This window comes from Sphingomonas sp. S6 (genome assembly GCF_043498045.1).
Lineage (GTDB): Bacteria > Pseudomonadota > Alphaproteobacteria > Sphingomonadales > Sphingomonadaceae > Sphingomonas.
Genome location: NZ_JBIEOE010000001.1, coordinates 81431 through 103126, shown reverse-complemented (window position 1 = coordinate 103126; position 21696 = coordinate 81431). Strand labels below are relative to the sequence as shown.

General features: G+C 69.0%; 25 protein-coding genes and 1 tRNA gene. 8 read left to right on the top strand and 18 right to left on the bottom strand.

What is annotated here, in order from left to right; all coding sequences use genetic code 11:
• Positions 1–35 precede the first annotated feature (35 nt).
• The gene (locus ACGVWT_RS00510) at positions 36–419 is read left to right on the top strand and encodes a hypothetical protein (RefSeq protein ID WP_315462230.1); all 384 of its coding nucleotides are present in this window, start codon (positions 36–38) and stop codon (positions 417–419) included.
• Between the two features lie 38 nt (positions 420–457).
• Here ACGVWT_RS00510 and ACGVWT_RS00505 read toward each other — a convergent pair whose 3' ends face one another.
• On the bottom strand, positions 458–1522 hold the full coding sequence (locus ACGVWT_RS00505; protein ID WP_394425056.1) for an acyl-CoA dehydrogenase family protein: 1065 nt from the start codon (positions 1520–1522) through the stop codon (positions 458–460).
• 29 nt (positions 1523–1551) lie between these two features.
• Positions 1552–2772: an acyl-CoA dehydrogenase family protein gene (locus ACGVWT_RS00500; protein ID WP_116462362.1), complete on the bottom strand. Its 1221-nt coding sequence runs from the start codon at positions 2770–2772 to the stop codon at positions 1552–1554.
• A gap of 140 nt (positions 2773–2912) precedes the next feature.
• Here ACGVWT_RS00500 and ACGVWT_RS00495 point away from each other — a divergent pair, with 140 nt between their 5' ends.
• From ACGVWT_RS00495 to ACGVWT_RS00470, 6 genes are all read left to right on the top strand, one after another.
• Complete coding sequence (locus ACGVWT_RS00495) at positions 2913–4109, top strand: MFS transporter (protein ID WP_315462232.1); 1197 nt, start codon at positions 2913–2915, stop codon at positions 4107–4109.
• Positions 4110–4173: 64 nt separating this feature from the next.
• Complete coding sequence (locus tag ACGVWT_RS00490) at positions 4174–4986, top strand: acyl-CoA thioesterase II (protein WP_315462233.1); 813 nt, start codon at positions 4174–4176, stop codon at positions 4984–4986.
• A gap of 205 nt (positions 4987–5191) precedes the next feature.
• Positions 5192–5419 (top strand): hypothetical protein, encoded by a 228-nt coding sequence (locus ACGVWT_RS00485; protein WP_017979220.1) that lies wholly within the window; start codon positions 5192–5194, stop codon positions 5417–5419.
• Positions 5420–5535: 116 nt separating this feature from the next.
• The gene (locus ACGVWT_RS00480) at positions 5536–6054 is read left to right on the top strand and encodes a hypothetical protein (RefSeq protein WP_315462234.1); all 519 of its coding nucleotides are present in this window, start codon (positions 5536–5538) and stop codon (positions 6052–6054) included.
• An 85-nt stretch (positions 6055–6139) separates the two neighbouring features.
• A complete protein-coding gene (locus ACGVWT_RS00475) occupies positions 6140–6859 on the top strand; it encodes a response regulator (RefSeq protein ID WP_315462235.1) in 720 nt (239 codons plus the stop codon).
• Positions 6856–8253: an ATP-binding protein gene (locus ACGVWT_RS00470; protein WP_116462275.1), complete on the top strand. Its 1398-nt coding sequence runs from the start codon at positions 6856–6858 to the stop codon at positions 8251–8253. The genes ACGVWT_RS00475 and ACGVWT_RS00470 overlap by 4 nt, the downstream gene beginning before the upstream one ends.
• Positions 8254–8260: 7 nt before the next feature.
• Here ACGVWT_RS00470 and ACGVWT_RS00465 read toward each other — a convergent pair whose 3' ends face one another.
• Entirely contained in the window at positions 8261–9055 is a 795-nt protein-coding gene (locus ACGVWT_RS00465; protein WP_116462276.1) for a Crp/Fnr family transcriptional regulator, read from the bottom strand.
• Positions 9056–9222: 167 nt separating this feature from the next.
• On the opposite strand from ACGVWT_RS00465, the gene ACGVWT_RS00460 reads away from it, so the two are divergent.
• Positions 9223–10662 (top strand): phospholipase D-like domain-containing protein, encoded by a 1440-nt coding sequence (locus ACGVWT_RS00460; protein ID WP_315462236.1) that lies wholly within the window; start codon positions 9223–9225, stop codon positions 10660–10662.
• Here the strand turns inward: ACGVWT_RS00460 and ACGVWT_RS00455 are convergent.
• The 15 genes from ACGVWT_RS00455 to ACGVWT_RS00385 all read right to left on the bottom strand — a co-directional run bounded on the left by ACGVWT_RS00455 (position 10659) and on the right by ACGVWT_RS00385 (position 21695).
• Complete coding sequence (locus ACGVWT_RS00455) at positions 10659–11291, bottom strand: tetratricopeptide repeat protein (RefSeq protein WP_315462237.1); 633 nt, start codon at positions 11289–11291, stop codon at positions 10659–10661. The two genes, ACGVWT_RS00460 and ACGVWT_RS00455, sit on opposite strands and share 4 nt — an antisense overlap.
• On the bottom strand, positions 11291–11701 hold the full coding sequence (locus ACGVWT_RS00450; RefSeq protein ID WP_116462279.1) for a cytochrome c-type biogenesis protein: 411 nt from the start codon (positions 11699–11701) through the stop codon (positions 11291–11293). The genes ACGVWT_RS00455 and ACGVWT_RS00450 overlap by 1 nt, the downstream gene beginning before the upstream one ends.
• The gene (locus ACGVWT_RS00445; protein ID WP_116462280.1) at positions 11698–12216 is read right to left on the bottom strand and encodes a redoxin family protein; all 519 of its coding nucleotides are present in this window, start codon (positions 12214–12216) and stop codon (positions 11698–11700) included. Before ACGVWT_RS00445 ends, ACGVWT_RS00450 begins: the two co-directional genes overlap by 4 nt.
• Complete coding sequence (locus ACGVWT_RS00440; protein WP_315462238.1) at positions 12213–14129, bottom strand: heme lyase CcmF/NrfE family subunit; 1917 nt, start codon at positions 14127–14129, stop codon at positions 12213–12215. Before ACGVWT_RS00440 ends, ACGVWT_RS00445 begins: the two co-directional genes overlap by 4 nt.
• Complete coding sequence (gene ccmE, locus ACGVWT_RS00435) at positions 14126–14572, bottom strand: cytochrome c maturation protein CcmE (RefSeq protein WP_315462239.1); 447 nt, start codon at positions 14570–14572, stop codon at positions 14126–14128. Before ccmE ends, ACGVWT_RS00440 begins: the two co-directional genes overlap by 4 nt.
• Before the next feature lie 97 nt (positions 14573–14669).
• The gene (ccmC, locus tag ACGVWT_RS00430) at positions 14670–15395 is read right to left on the bottom strand and encodes a heme ABC transporter permease CcmC (protein WP_315462240.1); all 726 of its coding nucleotides are present in this window, start codon (positions 15393–15395) and stop codon (positions 14670–14672) included.
• Between the two features lie 139 nt (positions 15396–15534).
• On the bottom strand, positions 15535–16587 hold the full coding sequence (locus ACGVWT_RS00425; RefSeq protein ID WP_315462241.1) for a Glu/Leu/Phe/Val dehydrogenase family protein: 1053 nt from the start codon (positions 16585–16587) through the stop codon (positions 15535–15537).
• Positions 16588–16681: 94 nt separating this feature from the next.
• A tRNA-His gene (locus tag ACGVWT_RS00420) sits at positions 16682–16758 on the bottom strand.
• A gap of 48 nt (positions 16759–16806) precedes the next feature.
• Positions 16807–17520, bottom strand: coding sequence for a type II secretion system protein N (gspN, locus tag ACGVWT_RS00415; RefSeq protein WP_315462242.1), 714 nt, complete (start codon positions 17518–17520; stop codon positions 16807–16809).
• Positions 17517–17987, bottom strand: a complete 471-nt coding sequence (gene gspM / locus ACGVWT_RS00410) for a type II secretion system protein GspM (protein WP_315462243.1) — start codon at positions 17985–17987, stop codon at positions 17517–17519. The genes gspN and gspM overlap by 4 nt, the downstream gene beginning before the upstream one ends.
• A complete protein-coding gene (gspL, locus tag ACGVWT_RS00405; RefSeq protein WP_315462244.1) occupies positions 17984–19066 on the bottom strand; it encodes a type II secretion system protein GspL in 1083 nt (360 codons plus the stop codon). The genes gspM and gspL overlap by 4 nt, the downstream gene beginning before the upstream one ends.
• On the bottom strand, positions 19063–20043 hold the full coding sequence (gspK, locus tag ACGVWT_RS00400) for a type II secretion system minor pseudopilin GspK (protein WP_315462245.1): 981 nt from the start codon (positions 20041–20043) through the stop codon (positions 19063–19065). Before gspK ends, gspL begins: the two co-directional genes overlap by 4 nt.
• Positions 20033–20701 (bottom strand): type II secretion system minor pseudopilin GspJ, encoded by a 669-nt coding sequence (gspJ, locus tag ACGVWT_RS00395; RefSeq protein WP_315462246.1) that lies wholly within the window; start codon positions 20699–20701, stop codon positions 20033–20035. Before gspJ ends, gspK begins: the two co-directional genes overlap by 11 nt.
• A gap of 122 nt (positions 20702–20823) precedes the next feature.
• Positions 20824–21204, bottom strand: a complete 381-nt coding sequence (gene gspI, locus ACGVWT_RS00390; protein WP_315462247.1) for a type II secretion system minor pseudopilin GspI — start codon at positions 21202–21204, stop codon at positions 20824–20826.
• On the bottom strand, positions 21204–21695 hold the full coding sequence (locus ACGVWT_RS00385) for a GspH/FimT family pseudopilin (RefSeq protein ID WP_315462248.1): 492 nt from the start codon (positions 21693–21695) through the stop codon (positions 21204–21206). The genes gspI and ACGVWT_RS00385 overlap by 1 nt, the downstream gene beginning before the upstream one ends.
• Between the last annotated feature and the right edge of the window lies 1 nt (position 21696).

The following is a 21696-nucleotide window of genomic DNA, read 5'->3' as shown; positions in this document are numbered from 1 at the left end:
GGTGCGGGCGTTCGGCCCGACGAGAGGATAAGCGCATGGCGGTGAAGTTTGCAGGAACGATGAACGCGATCAATCGCGGCCTGGACGAGACCAAACCCAATAAGGGCGCGGATATGGTCGAGGATTGGGAAGCCGCTCTGGCCGACGTTGACGTGCCGGGCGCGAAGGGCATCTTGCGCGACCTGGGTTCGCTGCGCAAACAATTGGAAAAGGACTCGCCGGACGCAGACCGCATCCATGCGTTGCTGCATCGGCTGGGTACGGCGACGACCAAGATCGCCGACAAGGCCGACAAATCCCAAGAGAAGCTGAAGGCGCTGGGCGAGGCGCTGACCGAAGCGGGCGAGGATCAGCCCGATGAGGAAGAAGACACCGCCGCAGCCGCCGCGCCGAAGCGCGCGCGCAAGAAGGCGGCCTGAGTATCGGACGGGGCGGCGCACCGGCCGCCCCGTTCCCTTCAATAGCCGGCGAGTTTCGCGAAGCGTTCGCGATGGAAGGCCGCATTGCCCCACATCGCCTCGAGCACCGCGGCGCGCTTCATGTAGAAGCCGGCGTCATGTTCGTCGGTCATGCCGATACCGCCATGCAGCTGGATCATCTCACGGCTGACGAGGCGCAATGTGTCACCTGCAACCGCCTTGGCGAGGCTGACGCTCTGTGAAAGGTCGCTGCGGCGCGCATCGATCGCCTCCAGCGCCCCCTCCACCACCGATCGCATGAGTTCGAGCTCGGTCAGCATCTTTGCCATGCGGTGCTGAAGCGCCTGAAAGGTGCTGAGCTGCTGGCCGAACTGGACGCGCGTCTTGAGGTAATCGTTGGTGTTGGCGAACGCCTGTTCGGCGAGGCCGAGCATTTCGGCGGTGACCAGCGCGGTGGCGTGGTCGACGATCCTCGCGGTGAGGTCTGTGCCGCCGAGCCGGGTCGCGGGAGCCTTGTCGAAGCGGACCTCGGCATGGCTGCGGGCATCGGCCATGCGACGCGTGGAGCGGGTGACGCCCTCGTCGCCGGCCACGAGATACAGCCCATCGGCGGCGGCGACGACAAAGGCCGTAGCGCTGTCACCCTCCGCGACGAACGCCTTGGTGCCGGTGATACGGCCGTCCTCGACGCGGGTGTCGATGGCACCGCCGTGCAGCGGGCCTTCGTCGATCGCGAGCGTCGCCACCGCCTCGCCACTCGCGATGCGCGGCAGCCATTCGGATTTGGCGGCATCGCTGTCGCCGAGCCCGATCGCCGTTGCCGCGGGACCTGTAGAGGCGAGCGGATGCGCGACGAGCGTGCGGCCGAGCTGTTCGATCACCATGCCGAGCGACAGATAACCGAGTTCGGAGCCGCCATGCGCCTCTGGCACGACGATGCCGCCCCAGCCCATCTGGCCCATTTCGCCCCAGGCGTTGACGTCGAACTCTTCGGCAGGCGCGGCATTGCGCAGGCGCCGGAAGGCGGTGACCGGGGATTCGTTGTCGCCCCATTCGCGCGCCATGTCGCGCAGCATCGTCTGTTCTTCGGTGAGGACGGCCATGCCGTGAACTCCTGAGTTAGGGTGCTCGGTTATTGGTGATCGAGCATCCCGAGGATGCGCTTGGCGACGATGTTGTTCTGGATTTCCGAGCTGCCGCCGTAGATCGACACCGCCTTGCCCCACAGCCACGTGCGGGTCTGCGCCAGTTCGTCGTCGGTGAACCCCTCGCCTTCCCAGCCGAGGCCGTTCATCCCCATGATCTCGATCGCGAGTTCGGCGCGGTCCTGCGTGATGCGCGCGCCGACGTTCTTCATGATCGACGTCGCGGCCGACGGCCCCTGATTCGACTTCGCTTCGGCTGCGGCGCGGCGCAGTGTCAGGACGAAGGCGCGCACGTCCATCTCGTGGCGGATGATGCGGGTGCGCAGGTCGGGATCGGCGATGCGGCCCTGTTCGTCGGTGCCGCGATAGGCCTTGGCGATCTCGCTGAGCGGCTTGCCGGCGAGCAGCCGCCCGGCCGATCCGCCGCCACCCGACAGGCTGGAGCGCTCGTGCTGGAGCAGGCGCTTGCCGATCGTCCAGCCTTCGCCCTCACGCCCGACGAGGTTCTCCTTCGGCACCTTCACGTCGGTGAAGAAGGTTTCGCAGAAGGGCGACGAGCCGGAAATCAGGCGGATCGGCTTCACCTCGACGCCGGGGGCATCCATGTCGATCAGCAGGAAGCTGATGCCTTCATGCTTTTTCGTCTTGTCGGTGCGGACGAGCGCGAAGCATTTGTCGGCCCATTGACCGCCGGAGGTCCAGGTCTTCTGCCCGTTGACGACATAATGGTCGCCCTTGTCCTCGGCGAAAGTCTGCAAGGAGGCCAAATCGGAGCCGGCGCCGGGTTCGGAATAGCCCTGGCACCAACGGACCTCGCCGCGCGCGATCGCGGGGATATGCTCCTGCTTCTGCGCCTCAGTGCCATATTCGAGCAGCGTCGGGCCGAACATCATCACGCCCATGCCGCCGATCGGATTCCACGCGCCGATCCGCGCCATTTCCTCTTGCAGCACGCGGGCCTCGGCCCGGCTGAGGCCACCACCGCCATATTGCGCGGGCCAGGTGGGGACGCCCCACCCCTTCTCGCCCATCGCCTTCGTCCAGGCGGCTTCGTCGGGCGTGGGATCGTGCGGGCCTTCGACGGCGGACATGCCGCCATCCTTATGTGCAAGGGCCTTTGGGAAATGCTGCTCCAGCCAGTCGCGCGCCTCGGCGCGGAAGGCGTCGAGCGGATCGGTGGGGGCGTCGGCGGTGAGGGCAGTCGCCATCATGTCTCTCCTGATCCCGAATCTGAAGATCGGGTATGCTGGGTGTAGCCATGCCATGAATGATCGGGCGTGCAAAGCCCCGCATTGGCTTGGCGCGCAGCTTGCGGCACAAGGGCGCCGACACGTGCGGGGAGTGGGGCATGCGGTTCGAGCATAAGGCGGTGCCGATCGCGCTGGCGGCGGTACTGATCGATACGATCGGCTTCGGCATCGTTGCACCCGTCTTCCCGGCGCTACTGCGCAACCTGGGCGAGACGGACATCGAACAGGCGACGCGGATCGCCGGGTGGATGCTCGTCGTCTATGCCGGCGCGCAATTCTTTGCGGGGCCGGTGCTGGGCAATCTGTCCGATCGGTTCGGACGGCGACCGGTGCTGATCGCATCGATGATGAGTTTCGGGCTGGATTATGCGGTGATGGCGGTCGCGCCGAGCGTCGGCTGGCTGTTCGCCGGACGCGCGATCGCCGGGATCGCGGGCGCGGTCTACGGCCCTGCCGGATCGGTGATCGCCGACGTGACGCCACCCGAAAAGCGCGGCGGCACCTTTGCGCTGATCGGCGCGGCGTTCGGCCTGGGCTTCATCATCGGCCCGGCACTGGGCGGGCTGTTCTCGTTGTGGGGACCAAGGGCACCGTTCGTCGCGGCGGCGGTGCTGGCGCTGGTCAATGCCGGCGTGATGCTCGTGGCGATGCCGGAGACGCTGGCGCCCGAGAATCGGCGACCGTTCCGCCTGCGCGACGCGCATGTCATCGGGGCGTTCCGGCCGCTGTTCCACGCCGGCAATGCCGCGCCGCTGCTGATCGCGATGTTCCTGTGGCAATTGGCGCACATGGTCTATCCGGCAACCTGGAGCTTCTGGGCCACCGCGCAGGTTGGCTGGGATGCCAAGGCGATCGGCTGGAGCCTCGCGTTCGTCGGGGTGGTGGCGACGATCGTGCAGGGCGGGCTGACCGGACCAGCCATCGCGCGGCTGGGGGAGCGGCGGGCATTGCTGATCGGACTGACCGCGGCCGGCCTGTCGTTCCTGGCGTTCGGCGGCGTGACCCAGGGGTGGCAGGTCTATGTGCTGTTCGTCGTCAGCGCCTTCGATGGCTTCGCCATGCCCGCAATGCAGGCGATGGTGTCGCGCATGGTCGACGCGTCGCGGCAGGGGCAGTTGCAGGGCGGGCTGGGTGCGATGGGGAGCGTGTCGGCGATCGTCGCGCCGCTGCTGCTGACGCAGGTGCTCGCCTGGGGCGTGGGCCACGGGTTTCCCGGCGCATCCTTCGTTATCGCGGGTGTGCTGGCGCTGGCGGCGGGCGCCATCGTGATGGCGCGTGTGCGTACCGCCGGATGACGATGCCGCACGATTTCGAACATTGCGTATGGCATCCACCCGAACCTTGCCCTAGCCTTTGCCGATGAGCCCGACAGCCGACCCCGCCGCCGCCCAGTCCGCCGCCTTCGTCCCCCTGCGCGACGTGATTGCCGGTTTGCAGCCGGACGAGGGCGGCTGGACGGGCGTCGTGCCGGACAGTTGGTTGCAGGGCCGCACGGCTTATGGCGGCCTGTCGTCGGCGCTCGCTCTCCACGCCGCCATGGCGTCGGACAGCGATCTGCCCCCGCTGCGCTCTGCGCTGGTCGCATTCATCGGCCCGCTGAGCGGCGCCATCACCATCCGCGCCGAGCGTCTGCGGCGCGGACGGAACGCCGCCTTCGTCCAGGCGGACGTGACGAGCGAGGCGGGCCTGGGCTTGCGCGCGACCTTCGTCTTCATGGGGCCCGTACCGTCGCGGCTCGACCAGCGTGCGCCGGCCGGCCCGGCGGTGTCGCCGCCCGGACCGGACGACCGGATCCTGGGCGGCCATCCCGCCGTGCCCTTCACCAGCAATTTTGAACTGGTCGATGCGCCCGGCGCCGGACCCGCGGAGTGGCTCCGCTGGGTCCGGCTGAAGGACCGCGAGGGGCTGCATCCGATGGTCGAGCTGATGGCGGTCGCCGACTGCCTGCCGCCCGCCGCGATGAAGCTGCTCGGCGGACCGGCGCCGGTCAGCTCGATGACGTGGCAACTCAATGTGCTCGCCGACGCGCCGGTGACGCAGGATGGCTGGTGGCTGCTGCAAGCGGTGGCGGGTCATGCGCGCGACGGCAGTTCCAGCCAGCGCATGGGCATCTGGTCCGCCGACGGCGCGCCGATCGCCGATCACATGCAGAGCGTGGCGGTCTTCGCCTGATCGTCACCGCGACGATGAAGCAATCCTACCCAGCACCCGGTAGCTTCCCACCATCGACACTAATCCTGCCGCATGCCGACGTTCCAACGCAGATGACGGCGTGCGTCTCAAGCGCCCGTTATCTGACGGAAAAGTGAACTATTGTTCACGGGACAGGACTCGGTGGCTCGCCTATATTGCGGCTCTTCGATGTGGAGAATGCTCGATGCGTAAGCTTGCTTTTATCGCCATTCCGCTCATGATGGCTTCTGCCCAGCCGGCTCTGGCCAAGGGGTGCCTGCGCGGCGCCGCCGCCGGCGCGGCGGCCGGTCATTTCGTCGGCAAGGGTCACGCCATGCTCGGCGCCGCGGCAGGCTGTGCCGCGATGCACCACCATTATGCCAAACAGGCGCGCGCGCAAAAGGCGCAAGCCAAGGCGGCCGCGCAGCACTGAGCCGCTGCGACAGTTTGCGACACAATGAAGCGCGTCCGACATGACCGCGCGACAGAGCTGATCGACAAGGCGCATCGTCGGGCGGGGGTTGGCCCCGCCCCCTGGAGACCAGGACGATGCGTACAGCTCTGATTTCGATGATGGCGGCGGGCGGCCTGCTGGCAACGGCTGCGACGGCGCAGACCGCGCCGCAGGCCCCCGCTCCTGCCCCCAATGGTGCCGCTCGTCCGCACGGCGGCATGATGCGCGCCGACGCCAATGGCGACGGCACGGTCACGCGGGCGGAAGTGATCGCACAGGCGCAGGCGCGCTTCGACGCGATGGATACCAACCATGACGGCACCGTCACGCCGGAGGAACGCGCCGCAGCGCGCGCCGCGATGTGGGCCAAGCGCGGTGGTGGGACGGCGGACGCTCCTGCGATGAACCGCGGCGGCAACGGTGGTGGCCGTACCCTGACCCGCGCCGACGCCACGGCACGCGCGGGCGCGCGCTTCGACCGGATGGACACGAACCACGACGGCAAGCTCGACGCGACCGAAATGGCAGCGGCCCGATCCGCGATGCATCACGGTCGCCGTGGCGACGCGGCGCCCGATGCAAGCCAGCCCGCCGGCACACCCGACGCGCAATAAGCGTATTCTGACGGCAAGCGCCGGGCGGTCCCGATCGGACCGTCCGGCTTTGCAGGAGACGATTCGCGTGGCAGAGCGGGATCTTATGGGAGACATGCAGCACCTGCTGCTCGTCGATGACGAGCGTTCGATCCGCGAGCCGCTGGCGCAATATCTCACCAAACAGGGCTTTCGCGTGACCCAGGCCGCCGATGCGGAAAGCGCGCGGACGCGACTGGCGGCCTATGCGATCGATCTGGTCATCCTCGACGTGATGATGCCCGGCGAGGACGGCCTGTCGCTGTGTCGGCATATTGCCGCGACCAGCGACACGCCTGTCATCCTGTTGACCGCAAAGGCCGAGGAGACCGACCGGATCGTCGGGCTGGAAATGGGCGCGGATGATTATGTAACGAAGCCCTTCTCTCCCCGCGAACTCGCGACGCGGGTAAAGGTGGTGCTGCGCCGCCTGACCGCGGGCGGCGCGCGTCAGCATGCGCCCGAAAGCGGCTCCTACGCCTTTGCCGGCTGGGTGCTGAAGACGGGCGAGCGCTCGCTGGTCGATCGCGAGGGCGTCAGCGTACCGCTGTCGACCGGGGAATATAATCTGCTGCTCGCGCTGGTGACGCGGCCGCGGCAGGTGCTGACGCGCGACCAGTTGCTCGACCTGACGCAGGGCCGTGAGGCGGCGGCGTTCGATCGTGCCATCGACAATCAGGTCAGCCGCCTACGCCGCAAGATCGAAGCGGACGCCAAGGCTCCTGATATTATCAAGACCGTCTGGGGGGGCGGCTACACGCTGGCCGCGGAAGTGACGCGGCTGTGACGCAGCCCGCCGCGGCGGCGGCGCCGCGCGCTAGACGACGGCTGTGGCCGCGCAGTCTTGCCGGACAGATGGCGGTGTTGATCGCGCTGGCGCTGTTCGTGGCACAGGCGGTGAATTTCGGTCTGGCGCTGCGCGACCGAGCACAATTCCGGCTCGCGCAGGCGGCACGGCCGGTCGCGATCCGAATCGCGGATGCGGTCGAACGCGAGGCGCAAGGTCTGCGGCCGATTTTGCGCGACAGGGGGCGCGTGCGGCGCGCCGATCGCGACGCAATTCCCGCCGATCTGCCGCGCCTGCCCGCCTTCGCCGACGAATTGCGCGATCAGTTGCGCGAGCAGGGGATGGAGGTCGGACGGATCGATACCGGGGTGCGTCCATGGGCCGGAATCGACGATGCATGGCAGGCGCGCAATCCGATGCGGCCAGGTCGCTATCGCCGGCACATCGAGCGCCCCGAGGACGCCTTGCTGGTGACGATCGAGCAGCCTGGGCATGGCTGGCTGGCGCTGACGGTCGCCTGGGGAGACAATGGCGGCATTCGGCTGTTCTGGCGATTGTTCGCGCAGACGCTGATCCTCTACGCGGTCGTACTGCTGCCGGTGTTGTGGATCGCGCGGCGGATTTCGCGGCCGTTGCGCGATCTGACCGCCGCGGCCGAGCGGTTCGGGCGCAGCGGCGAAGGCGTGGTGCCGGTGCCCGTGCGCGGCCCGGCCGACATCACCGGACTGGTCCAGTCGTTCAACCAGTTGCAGACGCGTGTCACTGCGATGCTTGATGAGAAAGACCGGATGCTGGGTGCGATCGGTCACGATCTTCGCACCCCGCTCGCCGCGCTGCGCGTCCGGGTCGAATCGGTCGAGGACGACACCGATCGCGCCCGGATGAGTGACACGATCGCCGAAATGAACCGGACGCTTGATGACATCCTGTCGCTGGCACGCATGGGCCGACCCAGCGAGCCCGTCACCGAGGTCGATCTTGCCGCGTTGGTCGATGCAGTCGTCGAGGATTTTCGCGATTTGGGTCAGGACGTATCGTTCGACGAGGCCGAGCGGCTGCGCATGCGGCTGCGTCCGTCGCTGATCCGCCGCGCGATCCGCAACCTTATCGAAAACGCCGTGAAATATGGGGGCGGCGCCGAGGTGCGGCTGATCGCCGAACCGCAGCGTGTCGCGATCGAGGTGGGCGACCGTGGACCGGGCATTCCCGAGGCGCGGCTGGGCGACGTCTTCGCGCCCTTCACCCGCCTGGAAAGCTCGCGCAATCGCGATACGGGCGGCATCGGACTGGGCCTTGCGCTCGCCCAGTCGATCGTGCGCGAAGCCGGCGGCGAGATACGGCTGGCGAACCGGGCGGGCGGCGGCCTGTGCGCGACGATCGAGCTGCCGCGCTGATCCGCCGTCAGACCTGCGGCACGGCGGTCGCCCAATTCCCCATATCGGAATAGAGATAGTCGCTTTCGAATTCGGCGACCGCCGCAAGGCCGGTCAGGTCGAGAATTTCGACGTGGCCGTTGCGGAAGACCAGCAGGTTCCGCTCACGCAGATCACGCAGCACGCGATTGACGTGGACGCCGGTCAGGCCGCACGCCTCCGCCAGATCGGGCTGGGTCAACGGTAGCTCGAACCGCCCGGCCTGCGCCAGGCCAACCATGGTTAGGCGGGCGTTCAGTTCGCAGAAGAAGTGCGCGAGCCGCCCGTCGGCACCCAGTCGCCCGAGCCGGAAAATCCATTCCCGGTGCATCGCCGCGTCGAGCAGCGTGGAGAACCATAGGACGCGGGTGAGGTGCGGGTGCCGATCGGTGATCGCGGTGAGCGTCTGGTGGTCGTACAACGCCACCTTCACCGGCCCCAGCGTGCCGATATCGTGATCGAGCCGTCCGGTCGGGAAGCCGTGCAGATCGACGAAATCGCCGGGCACGTGAACCGACACCAGCTGTCGATACCCCTCGCGGTCGTCCATGTAACGGGTGACGTAGCCGTCGACGAGCAACATGCTCTGGTCCAGCCGCTCGCCCCGGCGCACCAGATGGTGGCGCGCGGGAAAATCCTTCACGGTCTGGACATTGTCCTCCAGCACGCGCTGTTCCTCGGGCGAGAGACGTTCGCGCCCCCGCCCCATGAGGAAACGGCCGGTGAGGGGAAAGCGCCCGAGCGCGGTAGATCGGGGCAAGGCGAGTGCAGCATCATCGATCATGACCCTGTCAAACACGGATCGGGGGCGTAACGTTCCCATATCGGCCGCGCCTGTTTTCGGAACGACTTGCCCCCTCCCCCCGTTTCGATGCGAAGGCGGAACAGTTGATCCGCGATGCCCGCATGCCGCATGGGGTGCGTGGCAAATATAACAGGGGGATAGGTCCAATGCTCGAACCGGATCGTAACGTCTGGCGGATCGAGCGGGCGAACCGCCTGTCGGTGATCGTCGACGCCGACCGCTATTTCGGCGTCGCCCGTGAGGCCTTCGCCGCGGCAAAGAAGCGCATCATGCTGGTCGGCTGGGATTTCGACGCGCGTATCCCGCTGGTGGGCGACGGCGTGGACGTCAACGGACCGGAGACGGTCGGCGATTTCCTCTACTGGCTGGTCGAGCGCAATCCGGAGCTGGAACTGTATCTACTCCGCTGGGACATCGGCGCGCTGAAGTCGATCTTTCGCGGCAAGACGCTGTTCACCGTCTGGAAGTGGGCACGGCACCCGCGCATCCACGTGAAGCTCGACGCACATCACCCGACCGGATCGTCGCATCACCAGAAGATCGTGTCGATCGACGACTGCCTCGCCTTTTGCGGTGGGATCGACATGACCGCCGAGCGCTGGGACACGCGCGCGCATCGCGACGACGATCCCGGACGGCGGCTGCCGGGCGGTGGCCTGTACAAGCCGTGGCACGATGCGACGACCGCGATCACCGGCCCGGCCGCGGCGGCACTCGCCGAATTGTGCCGCAACCGCTGGCGGCTTGCGACGACGCATCGGCTGGCGCCGGTCGAAGGTGCCGTGTCGTGCTGGCCAGAGTCGCTCGCGCCGACGTTCGAGGACGTCGATGTCGGCATCGCGCGCAGCCAGCCTGAGATGCCGGGCGAGGCTCCGGTGACCGAGGTCGAGGCGCTGTTCCTTGATCAGATCCGGGCCGCACGCCGGCATATCTATTGCGAAAGCCAGTATTTCGCCTCGCGCCGCATTGCGGAGGCGATCGCGGCGCGGCTGGATGAGGAGGACGGTCCGGAGATCGTCATCGTCAATCCGCTAACCGCGCAAGGCTGGCTGGAGCCGATCGCGATGGACACGGCGCGCGCCCGGCTGGTTGAGACGCTGCGGCGGCGCGACCGACACGGGCGGCTGCGGCTGTACCATCCCTTCACGCAAGGGGGCACGGCGATCTATTGCCATGCCAAGATCACGATCATCGACGACACGCAGCTGCGGATCGGATCGGCGAACATCAACAATCGCTCGCTGCGGCTGGATACCGAATGCGACGTCGTGGTCGATGCGGCCCGGCATCCCGGTCGCGGACTGGAGGCGACTATTGCAGACGCCCGCGCCGACCTGATGGCGGAGCATCTGGGCGTATCCCCGGCGAAGGTCGCAGCGACGATCGCCGAGACGGGATCGCTGATCGCCACGATCGAGCAATTACGTGGGTCTGGCCGTTCGTTGCGGCCCTATGAGGTTCCCGACCTCGACGGCGTGCAGGAATGGCTAGCTGACAACGAGATCCTGGACCCCGAAGGGCCGGGCGAGATGTTCGAGGCAACCACGCACCGCGGGCTGTTCCGCGGGCGGTTGAAACGAGGCTAGCGCGCGGGTGTCTGCTGGGCGAGCAGGCGGTCGAGCAAGGCGAGCCGGACGGCAATGTCCTTGCGGTAGGACGCCCGCTCCGGTGTCAGCGCGAGCGCCTGCGCCCAATAGCGGCGCGCGAGTTGAAACTCGCCGGCGCGGATATAGGCGAGCCCCAGGAAGAAGCGCGGCCCCGGATGATCCGGCGCGAGACGCATCGCCTGCTGGAACGCGAATAACGCGGGCGGCGACACCACATCGCGATCATGCGCGGCCATCGTCGTGCCCAGCGCGGTCCACAGCATCGCGCTGCTGCGATAGCGGTTGATCCCGCCCAGGATCGCGATCACCGCCGAGCGTCGATCGCCGGACCGGGCGAGCGCATCGGCCGCAGTCAGATAGGCGCCATCGGCGGTGAAGCGCCCGAACATCGCCTCGCGCAGGGTGACGAGTTCGGGATCGTCGGCTTGCAGCGCCGCATTGGTCCGCGGGCCGGCGCCGGGCCGCATCGGACTACCCTGCCACGCATAGCCGGCAGCGCCGAGCATCAACGCGGCGCCGACCATCGACCACAGCCGCCGGTTAACGCGTAGCGCGACAAGCGCCGCAAAGCTTGCCCCGGCGATCAGGAGAAGCGCGATCCAGCCCATCAGTCGCGCCTCCGACGCCGGAAGCTCGACCGCGCGATCCCAATGCCGATGGCGAGCAGAACCAACGGCGCAGCCCATAACGGGCCCGTCGCCGCGCCGAGCGGCGGATCGTAGCTGATGTAATCGCCATACCGTTCGATCAGCCATGCGCGGATCGCCTGCGGCGTCTCCCCCGCGGCGATACGGCTGCGCACCAGCGCGCGCATGTCGCCCGCCATGCTGGCATCACTGTCGGCGATCGACTGGCCCTGACAGACGACGCAGCGCAGCGTCTCCATCAGCGCGCGCGCCTTCGCCTCCTGGGCGGGATCGCGCAGCTGCGTGTCGGCAAGCGCTGCCGGCGGAGTCGTCGGATCGGCAAGCGCGGGCGTGGCGAGCGCCGCCGCAAGGAGGATCGCCCAGCCCCTCATCGTGCCGCCTTCACCGCGGCGGCAATCTGCGCCACGTCGCCCGCGCGGATGTCGCCGACATGCTGCAGGACGATACGTCCCTGCCCGTCGACCACGAAGCTTTCCGGCACACCGGACGAGCCGAGCGCGAGCTGCACCGCGCTCTGCCGGTCGTCGCCGATGCTGGCATAGGGGTCGCCGTTCTGGCGCAGGAAGGTGGCGAGCGCAGGCGCGGTGTCGCGGATCGCGATACCTTCGATCGGCACGCCCAGGGCCTTGAGGCGCATCAGCTGCGGTGCCTCGGCGATACAGGGAATGCACCAGCTGGCGAAGATGTTGATCAGCCGTGGCTTGCCCGTCAACGCGCCGCTGCCGGGCTTGCCGGGGACGATGGCGGGCAAGGTGATGTCGGGTAGCGGTTTGCCGATCATCGCCGAGCGCACTGTGCGGTCTGCGGGTCGGAACAGGCCGAACGCCACCACCGCCGCAATCGCGACGAACGCCGCGAGTGGCGTCCAGAGCAACCACCGCTTCATGCCTGCGCCTCGCGCAGCGCGCTACGCCGCTCGCGCCGCCAGCGACCGATCAGCGACAAGGCGCCACCCAATGCGACCAGCGCACCGCCCAGCCAGATCAAGGTGACGAACGGCTTCCACCACAGCCTGAGCTGCCAGCGCCCCTGCGGATCGGGCTGGCCGAGGACCGTGTAGAGCTGGCCGTCCCACAGCGTCAGGATCGCGCTTTCGCTGGTGGTGGTGACCGGGTCGGAGAAGAAGCGCGATTGCGGACGCAGGATCACCGTGTCGTCGTCTCGCGTCGCGCTCAGCCGCGCCTCAAGCGCCGACCAGTTCTGGCCGATCACGGGACGAACGCCCTGAAGACGGACGGTAAAGGGACCGACATGAACCGGCTGGCCCACCCGCGCTGCGACCAACGTTTCCGACGTATAGGCCGCGTCGCACGCCATGCCGGCAAGGCTGACCGCGATGCCGAGATGCGCGACGACCATGCCCCAGGTGAACAACGGCGTGCGCCACGGATTGCGCCCGAGCAGCGGCAGCACGCTCGCCACCGCCAATCCCGCAGCGAGCGACAGGCCGAACAGCGGCAGCACGCCAGGGGGTGCCAGCACGATCAGCCCGGCGCCGGTGAAACCCGCAGCCGCGACCGGCCACATCATCCGCTCCAGCAGCGCGTTCGCGCTGTCCCGCCGCCAGCGCAGGAGCGGCCCGGCGGCCATGACGACCACGAGCGCCAGCGCGACCGGGCCCGCCGCCTTGTTGAAGAAGGGTGGCCCCACCGACAGCTGCACGCCGAAGCCGGCGGCGACGAGCGGGTAGAGCGTGCCGATCAAGACGATGCCGAGGATGACGGACAGCAGCAGATTGTTGAGGACCAATCCCCCTTCGCGGCTGACCAGCTCGAACGTCGTGCCCGCGCGCACCGTGCCGATCCGCGCCGCGAACAGCGCCAGCGCCCCGCCAATATAGACGGCGAGCAACGCCAGGATGAAGGCGCCGCGCTCCGGATCGACGGCGAAGGCATGGACGCTGGTCAGGATGCCGGAGCGGACCAGGAAGGTGCCGATCATCGACATCGAAAAGGCAACGACCGCCAGCATCACCGTCCACGCGCGCAACCCGTCGCGCGTCGCCAGCACCGTCACCGAATGGAGCAAGGCGGTCGCGGCCAGCCACGGCATCAGCGAGGCGTTCTCCACCGGGTCCCAGAACCACCAGCCGCCCCAGCCGAGCTCGTAATAGGCCCAATAGGATCCGGCGGTGATGCCGAGCGTCAGGAATACCCACGCCCCCAGCACCCAGGGCCGCATCGCCCGCGCGAACGCCGGACCGACGTCACGCGTGATCAGCGCGCCGACCGCGAAGGAGAAGGCGACCGAAATGCCGACATAGCCGATGTACAGCGTCGGCGGATGGAAGGCGAGACCGGGGTCCTGCAACAGCGGGTTCAGCCCCATGCCGTCGCGCGCCGGCATCGGCAGCCGTGCGAACGGATTGGAGGCGAAGAGCAGGAAGGCGTAGAAGCCGAGCGCGATCCCCGCCTGCGCGGCCAGCGTCGCGATCAGCGAGCGTTCGGGCAGGCGCCGCTCCAGCACCGCGACCGCGCCCCCGGCAAGGCCCAGGATCGTCACCCAGAGCAGCATCGACCCTTCGTGATTGCCCCAGGCGCCGGCGAATTTGTAGATCCACGGCTTGGCCGAATGGCTGTTCTCGACCACCAGCTTGACCGACATGTCGGACGCGAGGAACAGCGCGATTAGCGCCGCCATCGCCAGCAACGCCAGCGCACCCTGCACGATCGCGACGGGGCGGACCGCGGCGATCGTCTCGGCACCGCCACGTAACAAGCCGATCGCGCCAAGGGCCAGCTGCAACGCCGCCAGCGCAGCCGCGAGCCATAAGGCGGCAAGGCCGACCTCGGCGATCATGGTTCCAGCGTCCGCGTCTCGTGCATCGCCTTGCCGCCCTTTGCGGCGAGTTCGGGCGGCATGTACTTTTCGTCGTGCTTGGCGAGCAGATTGGTCGCGGTGAAGCCGCCGTCCGGGTTGAAATGCCCCTCGGCGACGACACCGGAGCGCTCGCGGAACAGGTCGGGCGCGATGCCGGCGAAGGTGACGGGGGTGGTCGCGATGCCGTCGCCGACGACGAAGTGGATGGTCACCCCGTCGGCGGCGCGCTTGATCGACCCGGCCTGCACCATGCCGCCGAGGCGCACCGCGCGGCCGAGCGGCAGGCCCTGTTTGGCGACGTCGGACGGCGCGTAGAAGAACGACGCCTGATCCTTCAGCGCGGACATGGCGAGCAGCGCCGCCGCGATCACCGCGGCGAGGCCCAGCAGCACGAGCGTCAGCCGTTGATGCTTCGCCTTCATTTCTCGGCGCGCTTCATCGCGATGTAGCTGACAAGCGTCAGCGCACCCGCCGCGCCGAGCGTGATGGCATATGCCGCGACGATGAACGGCCAGTGGTTCATGCCCGCGCCATCCGCCGCATCCGCGCCTCTGCCTTGGTCCGTGCAAGCGTCGTGCGCATGCGCATCATGACGATCGCGGCGAACAGCAGGGTGAAGCCGCCCATGGTGAATCCAAGCGGCCACAGGATGCTGCCCGCGATGCTCGATCCAGTGAGGCCGATCGACGGGCCCTGATGCAGCGTGTTCCACCAGATCACCGAATAGCGGATGATCGGCAGCAACACGGTGCCGGCAATGCCGTACAGCGCCGGGATACGCCCATCGCCGCCGCGCTCCGCATCGGCGCGTGCGAGCGCCATATATCCGCAATAGACGAAGAACAGCAGCAGCATCGACGTCAGCCGCCCGTCCCATTGCCACCACGTTCCCCAGGTCGGCCGCCCCCAGATCGATCCGGTGACGAGGCAGACGGCGGCGAACATCGCCCCCGGCAAGGCGATCGCGCGCGCCGCGACGTCGGCCAGGGGATGCCGCCAGACGAGAAAGGCGATGCTGCTGATGGCAAGGCCGCTCCACCCGCCCATCCCGAGCCAGGCGGCGGGGACGTGGATGTAGAGGATGCGGACGCTATCACCCTGCAGATAGTCGCGCGGGCTTTGCGTCAGGCCGGCCCAGCAGCCGACGGCGATCAGCGCGACGCCCGCCCACAGCAGCACCGGCGTCAGCACGCGGGCGAGCTTCAGGAAGCGGGCGGGATTGGCAAGGGCATGAAGGGTCGGCACGGTCGCCCAGCGTCATAGCAGCTTTGCAGCCGCCGTCATCCCGTCGGTTGCGGTGGCGCCGTCGGTCTTTGGACCAACGCCGGCGGCAGCGCACCGCCGGTGTCGGCCAAAACCGTCTGAGCCGATCAGCCGGGGCCGATCAGCCGCGGCCGATCAGGCGCTGCGCGATCGTATCGGCGACCTCCGCGGCGGGGCGGCCGGTACGTTCGCTCTCGTCCCACACCTCGTTCAGGCGTTCGGGGATCTTCGCAATGCGCGCCATCACTTCGGCCTCATCGCCCTGCCCCAGATATTCGAGGCCGACATTGATGATGCCGCCGGCATTGATGACGTAATCGGGTGCGTAGAGGATGCCGCGATCGTGCAGGCGATCGTAATCCTCGCGCGTGGCGAGCTGATTGTTGGCACCGCCCGCGACGACCTTGGCGGTCAGCGTCGGGATGGTCGCTTCGGTCAGAATCGCGCCGAGCGCGTTGGGGCTGAAGATGTCCGCCTCGACGCCCAGGATCGCACCGGCCGCAACCGTCTCACCGCCCAGCTCCGCCGCCAGCGCCGCTGCACGCGCCGCGTCGACATCGGCGAGCGTCAGGCGCGCGCCGTCCTTCGCCAGCAGCTTGGCAAGGCCGCCGCCAACCGAGCCGACGCCCTGAATCGCGACGTGCACACCCTTCATATCGTCAGTGCCGAGACCGCGCTTCGTCGCTGCCTTGACGCCCAGATAGACGCCGTGCGCGGTGTACGGGCCGGGATCACCACCCGCCGCGCCGCTTTCGACCGGCAGGCCGCTGACGTACTTGGTTTCGCCCGCGATCAACTTCATGCGCGCTTCGGACATGCCGACGTCCTCGGCGGTGACGTAGCGGCCGCCGAGCGATTCGACCGCCCGGCCGAACGCCGTCAGCTGCGCGTCGGGGATCACTGCGCCGGGCTTGTCCGCCAGGATCACGCCCTTGCCGCCGCCGAGCGCGAGGCCCGCCATGGCGTTCTTGAAGCTCATGCCGCGCGACAGGCGCAGCGCGTCGGTGACGGCGAGGTCGCCCGAGGCGTAATGCCAGAAGCGCGCGCCGCCCGCTGCCGGGCCGAGATGGGTCGAATGAACCGCGATAATCGCGCGCAGGCCCGATTCGCGATCGGTGAAGGCATGGACGCCCTCATGATGGTCAAAGTCGGGAAGGTCCCACACCGAGGTCATCGCCTGCTCCATGGATCGAATATTGCGAATGTCCGCAATATTGTTTCCCGGCGGCTTTGGCTAGTCCCTGCGGTCCTGAAAAGGAGCGGGAAAATGGGGCGACCGACGGGACTTGAACCCGCAACTTCCGGCATCACAAGCCGGCGCTCTAACCAATTGAACTACGGTCGCCGCGAAGACGGGTGCCCCTAGCGGGCACCGTCGCGGTGGTCAAGGCCGTCAGAAGCGTCCTTCGACCGAAAGTCGATAACCACCGGCGCCAGCGACGAAACCCGTCGCCGCCAGCCGCTGTGCCGCGGCATCGTCGCTGGGCGCGAGGCGCAGCGCGGCGGAATAGCGGCCATCGCCGGTCAGCCGCAGCTCGATCGCCTCGGTCCCGGCCTGGCTGGCGAGTGGCAGCAGCAAAGCGTTGCCGTCGCAGCGGGCGACGCCCGTCAGCTCGGTCGGCAGGGCGATCCCCGCCGCCTCGCCCACCAGCCGTGCCCGCACCCGACCTTCGGCCTGTTCGCAGACATCGTCGGCGAAGCGGATGCTGACGTCTTCCAGCGTTAGCGCGGTAACGGGCAGCGGAGCGAAGGCGTTGCCGGTGGGGAAGGTCGCGGTCATCCCCTCGATCCCGCGCAGATGGCGGCCCAGCACGAAGGCGCCATGCACCGTCCCCGCCTGATCCTCGACCAAGACGCGCGCGCGCCCGATCAGCAGCGCAAAGGGCGACAGGCTGGCGTCCAGCGTGCCCAGCGCGAGATCGCCGAACCGCGCATCGACGAGCCGACCGTCCCACACGCTGCCTGTGACGCTGCGTGCGCTGAAGCCCTGCTCGCCGACGCCCGCCGAGGCCAGCACCAGCCGCATCGGCAGGAAGACGAGCAACGCCACGAACATCATCGCACCGAACAGCGCCGCCGGCCCGGTGGTGAGTCGCAGCCGCCTCACGACGCGCGCGCCCGTGCGACGAAATCGACGCCGACGCTGCCATCCGCATTGTCGCGCCACGCCGCCGATTCGATCAGGATGCCACTCGCCTCCAGCCCTGCGAACCAGCGGGCCAGCGCCGCCGGCCGTGCTGCGGAGATGGTCGCATGCACCCGGCCCGCACCCGATTCGTCGACGGTGGCAAGCGCGAAGCCCGCCGCCTCGGCACGCCGCCGTACCGTGTCGGCGAGGCTACCCTCAATAGGCGTGCGCCGCCCGGCGCTGCGGATCAGGTCTACCGCATTCTGCGTGCTGCCCAGCCGGACGACCGCGTCGGCGTAACGCTCCCGCGCGCTCGACAGGCCGTCGCGGACGGGCAGGATGATTCCGCCCCACAGGATGGTGACGACCAGCAGCGCCAGCATGACGAGGATCAGCCGGCGTTCGCGCAAGGATCGGCTGGCGAACCAGCTGCGGATGCCGCTCATGGCCGCGTCACCGTCATCTCGCCCGTCACCCTTCCGTTGGCCGACTGGAACGTGCCGGCGGTGACGGTGAAGCCCGCCGCCTCCAGCGCGCGCTTGAGGTCGGTCGGCAGCGATTCGCGCGCCGCACCGACGCCGATGCGCAACGCGCCGTTCGACTGGAAATCGAGGCTGGTCAGCTCCGTGCCCGGCGTCGCGCGGACGGCGGCATAGACCGCAGCGACCGTCCGGCTGAAGCCCAGCCCCGGCCCGCGCACCGCCGACAGACGCTCGGCAAGCTGACGGTCGACGTCGGTCACCGTCTCGCCGCGCGGCAGGCCGGTGCGCGCCAGCGCTTCGGTCCGCGCGTCGATCGCATCCGCGCCGAAACCGTATTTGCCGATCCGCACCAGATCGATCGCCAGCGTCAACGCGAGGATGCCGGCCCCCATGACGGCCAGGCGCCGCACCAAAGGCCAGTCGATCCCGATCCGGCGCCGACGCGCGAACGGCCCCTGCCGCAGGTCGAGCGGCGGCGTCGCCGCGGCGGTGGCGATCACCGGATCGAGCGCGCTGCGCGGCAGCGTCTCGATCGGCGCATCCCCCACGACGAGGTCGGTCAGCCGCGCTTCGTCGGCAAAGCCAGACGTGCGGCCGCGCACCAGCGCCGCTCCGCCGACCGTGGCGCGAAGATAGCCCTCGTCCGGGCGCGGCAACAGCAGCGGCGCCGGCACCATCGCCGCCGGGTCGATTCCGAGTGCCGCAAGGTCCGCGAGCCAAGCCGCCATCACCGCGCTGCCCACCACGGCGATCGGCCGCTCGCCATTCCCCTCTTCCACGGCGCCGACCGCGACGTGGAGTTCGTGGATCGGCGTCGCACTCGCCTCGGCGACCAGCAGGCGCGCGGCAGCGACGCTCTGCGCGGGCGAGCGGGCGGGCAGGTCCGCCCAGTGCAGCGTCACGTCCTGTGCGGGTGCGACCGCGACGATGCGCTCGTCGGGCAGAGCCGGCAGCCCCTCGCCTTCGGCGATTCCACCGTCTTCGGCCAGGCGCAGCCAGCGATAGGGGGCGTCGCCCGCGGGCAGGAAGAGCAGCGTCGTCATGATTCGTCGCCCCATTGCCGTGCCACGAGCCGCGCGGGAAGACGGCTTGCGTCGATCAGCGCCCTTTCCTGCAGCCGGGCGGACCCGGTACTGACGTCGATCGCCAGCGCGAACCACGTCGTTTTCACGCCCAGACCGCCCCCGCCCTCCGGCGCGGCGCCGTTGCCGGCGAGGTTGAGGAACGTGCTGGCGTCGCGAAACCCGTCCGGCGGCCGGCGCAGGATCATGCCGCGAGCGGCCTCGACGGAGAGCGTGCCGGGAAACAGCATCGCGACCAGCGGGGCCTGTTCGGGCGTCAGCGTGTTGATGTTGATCGTCGCCGGCTCCGCTTTGGGCAGGGTACAGATCCAGGGCCGCAACTTCGCGTAAATCTCGGGCGTCACGCCATCCACCGCGCGGAGTTCGCTGGGATCGGCCATCAGCGTGCCCGCGGTGCGATAGGGGACGCTGCGGGCGAGATAGACGGGGTCCTCGGCGCCATTGCCCTGCTGGTCGCCGTCGCTGTCGATCCAGTCGGCGGTGGCGGCGGCGATATGGTCGGCGGCCTGGCTGGGTACGCCGATCGCCTGCATCAGCCGGACGAACTGCAGCCGCTGCGCAAAATTCTGCGACGAGGTGTAGAGGTTGGGCGCAAGCCGGCTGACCAGACCGTTGAGGTTGAAGCAATTGCCGCCATCGCGAACCCGCGCGACGGCAAGTCCGCCGCCGGGCAGCGGCAGGCCGAACGGCCGCCCGCTCCAGCCACCCGCCAGCGTCACGCGATCGGGCGCATCGCCCAGCATCGTCGTGATCCGCGACGTCGCCAGCGCCTCGGCTGCCCGCGCGAAGCCGCGCGCCTGCTCGCCCGCCAGCGCATTGCCGGCAAGCCGGGTCGTCAGCCGCAGCCGTTCCAGCGCGGCCCCCGCCAGTACGGCGATGATCGCAACGAGCAGCAGGACGGTGAGCAGCGCGGCGCCGCGCTCGCGCTCAGGTGGCACCGGGCGTTCCCGTCGGGGTTGGTTGGGGCCCGGGCTGCGCGCCGGGCTGAGCCGGGGCATAGCCCGCCCCGACCAGCAGCATCAGCCGCAGCGTGCTGCCGTCGGTGCGCCGGATCGTCAGCTCCGCCGCCTGCGGCAAGGGCGCGCCCTGCGTCCCATCCCAGCGGTCGCTCCATGCGCCCTTGTAGCGATAGCGCGCACCGACCCCGACGACCTTGCCCAGCAGCGCAACCGCGGGCAGTGGCGCGGCGCCATCGATCATCGGATAGGCGACGCGCTCCAGCGTGCCATCGACGACGCGATAGGCGACCTTCTGCGCGCTGGCGCGCGGGGCATCGTCGACATTGGTCCAGCCGGCGCGGACGAACGCCAGCCGGCCGTCGCTCTCGCCGGTGAAGGCAGGGCGCGGCGTGCCCGCCTCGTCGCGCGCGGGGCGGTCGATGGCTTGCCCCAGATCGCCCGCGATCAGCGCGGCGGTGCGGTTGAGCGCCGCGATATCGTCGAACCGCGCGCCGGTGGCGGTCTGCGCGCGGACGCTGAAGGTCAGGATTGCGACGCCCGCCGCGGCGATCAAGCCGAAGATGAGCAGCGCCACGAGGACTTCGACGAGGGTGAAGCCGCTGTCGCGGGTGCGCGCGCGCCCCAATTCCACCGTCACCCCGGACTCGTTCCAGGGTCCACCATGCCCCGCGGGGACGGCAAGACGCGCGAACGCCCCCCCTCGCCGCAGAGTGGACCCCGGAACGAGTCCGGGGTGACGACGAGGATTAACACCGCGCATCATGATACGTCCGGCGGCCGGATCGCCGTCGTCCGCCCGACCACTTGCCCCGTGCGATTGCTCACCGCGACATCGATCCGCACGATGCTGGCATTGCCCGTCGGCATGACCTGCCGCACCCAATTCCAGGTGCGGCCGGCGTTCACTTCGCTGCCGCTCGTCCGCCCGACCACCGGCGGCCGCGCCTCGCTGACCGCTTCGTTGGCGACGTTGCGCGCCACGATCCCCGCCACCAGACTGTCGTCCAACACCCGCGCGCCGCGGATGGTCGCCGTCTCCAGCCGCAGCAATGCCAGCACGGCGAGGCTGAACACCGCCAGCGCGACCATGATCTCGATGAGGGTGAAGCCATCCTCTGCGCGATCGAAGCGGCCAAGCATCAGCTCGCCACCCGCACGCTGCCGTCCGCTTCCATATCGATCACCGCGCGCGCGCCGCTGCGGGTCAGCGTCACCTGCGCCGGCCGGTCGGCGAGGCCGGTGGGATCATAGACGATCCGCAGCCGGCCGTTCGCGTCGCCGATCGCGGCGTCCGTGCCCTCGCTCCAGCGTTCGACCCGCAGGGGCGTGTCCGCCACCGCGACCCATTGCCCCGCGATCCGGCGGTCGAAGCCATAGCCGCCCGCCGTGACCCACAGGCTGACGGGCCGCGCCTCGACGATCGCCGCGTCATGCGCCGCCCGCGCCCGCACCGCGAAGCGCGCCGCCTCATCCGCCACCCGGCCACGCGGATCGGGCATGTTCCACACCGCGACGGCCGCCGCCAGCCCGATGATGGTCACGACCACCATCAGCTCGATCAGCGTGAAGCCCTGTTGGGCGTTACGCCGAACACGGCGCAATCCCGTGACCGAGGGGCGGCGGCGCGGCACG

Bases quoted from the DNA above. Each gene is read 5' to 3' on its own strand.
- ACGVWT_RS00440 (WP_315462238.1), bottom strand. From the start codon at position 14,129: ATGATCGCCGAGGTCGGCCTTGCCGCCTTATGGCTCGCGGCTGCGCTG.
- ACGVWT_RS00490 (WP_315462233.1), top strand. From the start codon at position 4,174: ATGAGCCCGACAGCCGACCCCGCCGCCGCCCAGTCCGCCGCCTTCGTC.
- ACGVWT_RS00475 (WP_315462235.1), top strand. From the start codon at position 6,140: ATGGGAGACATGCAGCACCTGCTGCTCGTCGATGACGAGCGTTCGATC.
- ACGVWT_RS00495 (WP_315462232.1), top strand. From the start codon at position 2,913: ATGCGGTTCGAGCATAAGGCGGTGCCGATCGCGCTGGCGGCGGTACTG.
- ACGVWT_RS00485 (WP_017979220.1), top strand. From the start codon at position 5,192: ATGCGTAAGCTTGCTTTTATCGCCATTCCGCTCATGATGGCTTCTGCC.
- ACGVWT_RS00510 (WP_315462230.1), top strand. From the start codon at position 36: ATGGCGGTGAAGTTTGCAGGAACGATGAACGCGATCAATCGCGGCCTG.
- ACGVWT_RS00480 (WP_315462234.1), top strand. From the start codon at position 5,536: ATGCGTACAGCTCTGATTTCGATGATGGCGGCGGGCGGCCTGCTGGCA.
- ACGVWT_RS00500 (WP_116462362.1), bottom strand. From the start codon at position 2,772: ATGGCGACTGCCCTCACCGCCGACGCCCCCACCGATCCGCTCGACGCC.
- ACGVWT_RS00505 (WP_394425056.1), bottom strand. From the start codon at position 1,522: ATGGCCGTCCTCACCGAAGAACAGACGATGCTGCGCGACATGGCGCGC.
- ACGVWT_RS00445 (WP_116462280.1), bottom strand. From the start codon at position 12,216: ATGAAGCGGTGGTTGCTCTGGACGCCACTCGCGGCGTTCGTCGCGATT.
- ACGVWT_RS00425 (WP_315462241.1), bottom strand. From the start codon at position 16,587: ATGACCTCGGTGTGGGACCTTCCCGACTTTGACCATCATGAGGGCGTC.
- ccmE (WP_315462239.1), bottom strand. From the start codon at position 14,572: ATGAAGGCGAAGCATCAACGGCTGACGCTCGTGCTGCTGGGCCTCGCC.
- ACGVWT_RS00465 (WP_116462276.1), bottom strand. From the start codon at position 9,055: ATGATCGATGATGCTGCACTCGCCTTGCCCCGATCTACCGCGCTCGGG.
- ACGVWT_RS00450 (WP_116462279.1), bottom strand. From the start codon at position 11,701: ATGAGGGGCTGGGCGATCCTCCTTGCGGCGGCGCTCGCCACGCCCGCG.
- gspI (WP_315462247.1), bottom strand. From the start codon at position 21,204: ATGCTTGGCCGCTTCGATCGCGCAGAGGATGGCTTCACCCTCATCGAG.
- gspM (WP_315462243.1), bottom strand. From the start codon at position 17,987: ATGAGCGGCATCCGCAGCTGGTTCGCCAGCCGATCCTTGCGCGAACGC.
- gspL (WP_315462244.1), bottom strand. From the start codon at position 19,066: ATGACGACGCTGCTCTTCCTGCCCGCGGGCGACGCCCCCTATCGCTGG.
- ACGVWT_RS00455 (WP_315462237.1), bottom strand. From the start codon at position 11,291: ATGGGCTGGATCGCGCTTCTCCTGATCGCCGGGGCAAGCTTTGCGGCG.
- ACGVWT_RS00460 (WP_315462236.1), top strand. From the start codon at position 9,223: ATGCTCGAACCGGATCGTAACGTCTGGCGGATCGAGCGGGCGAACCGC.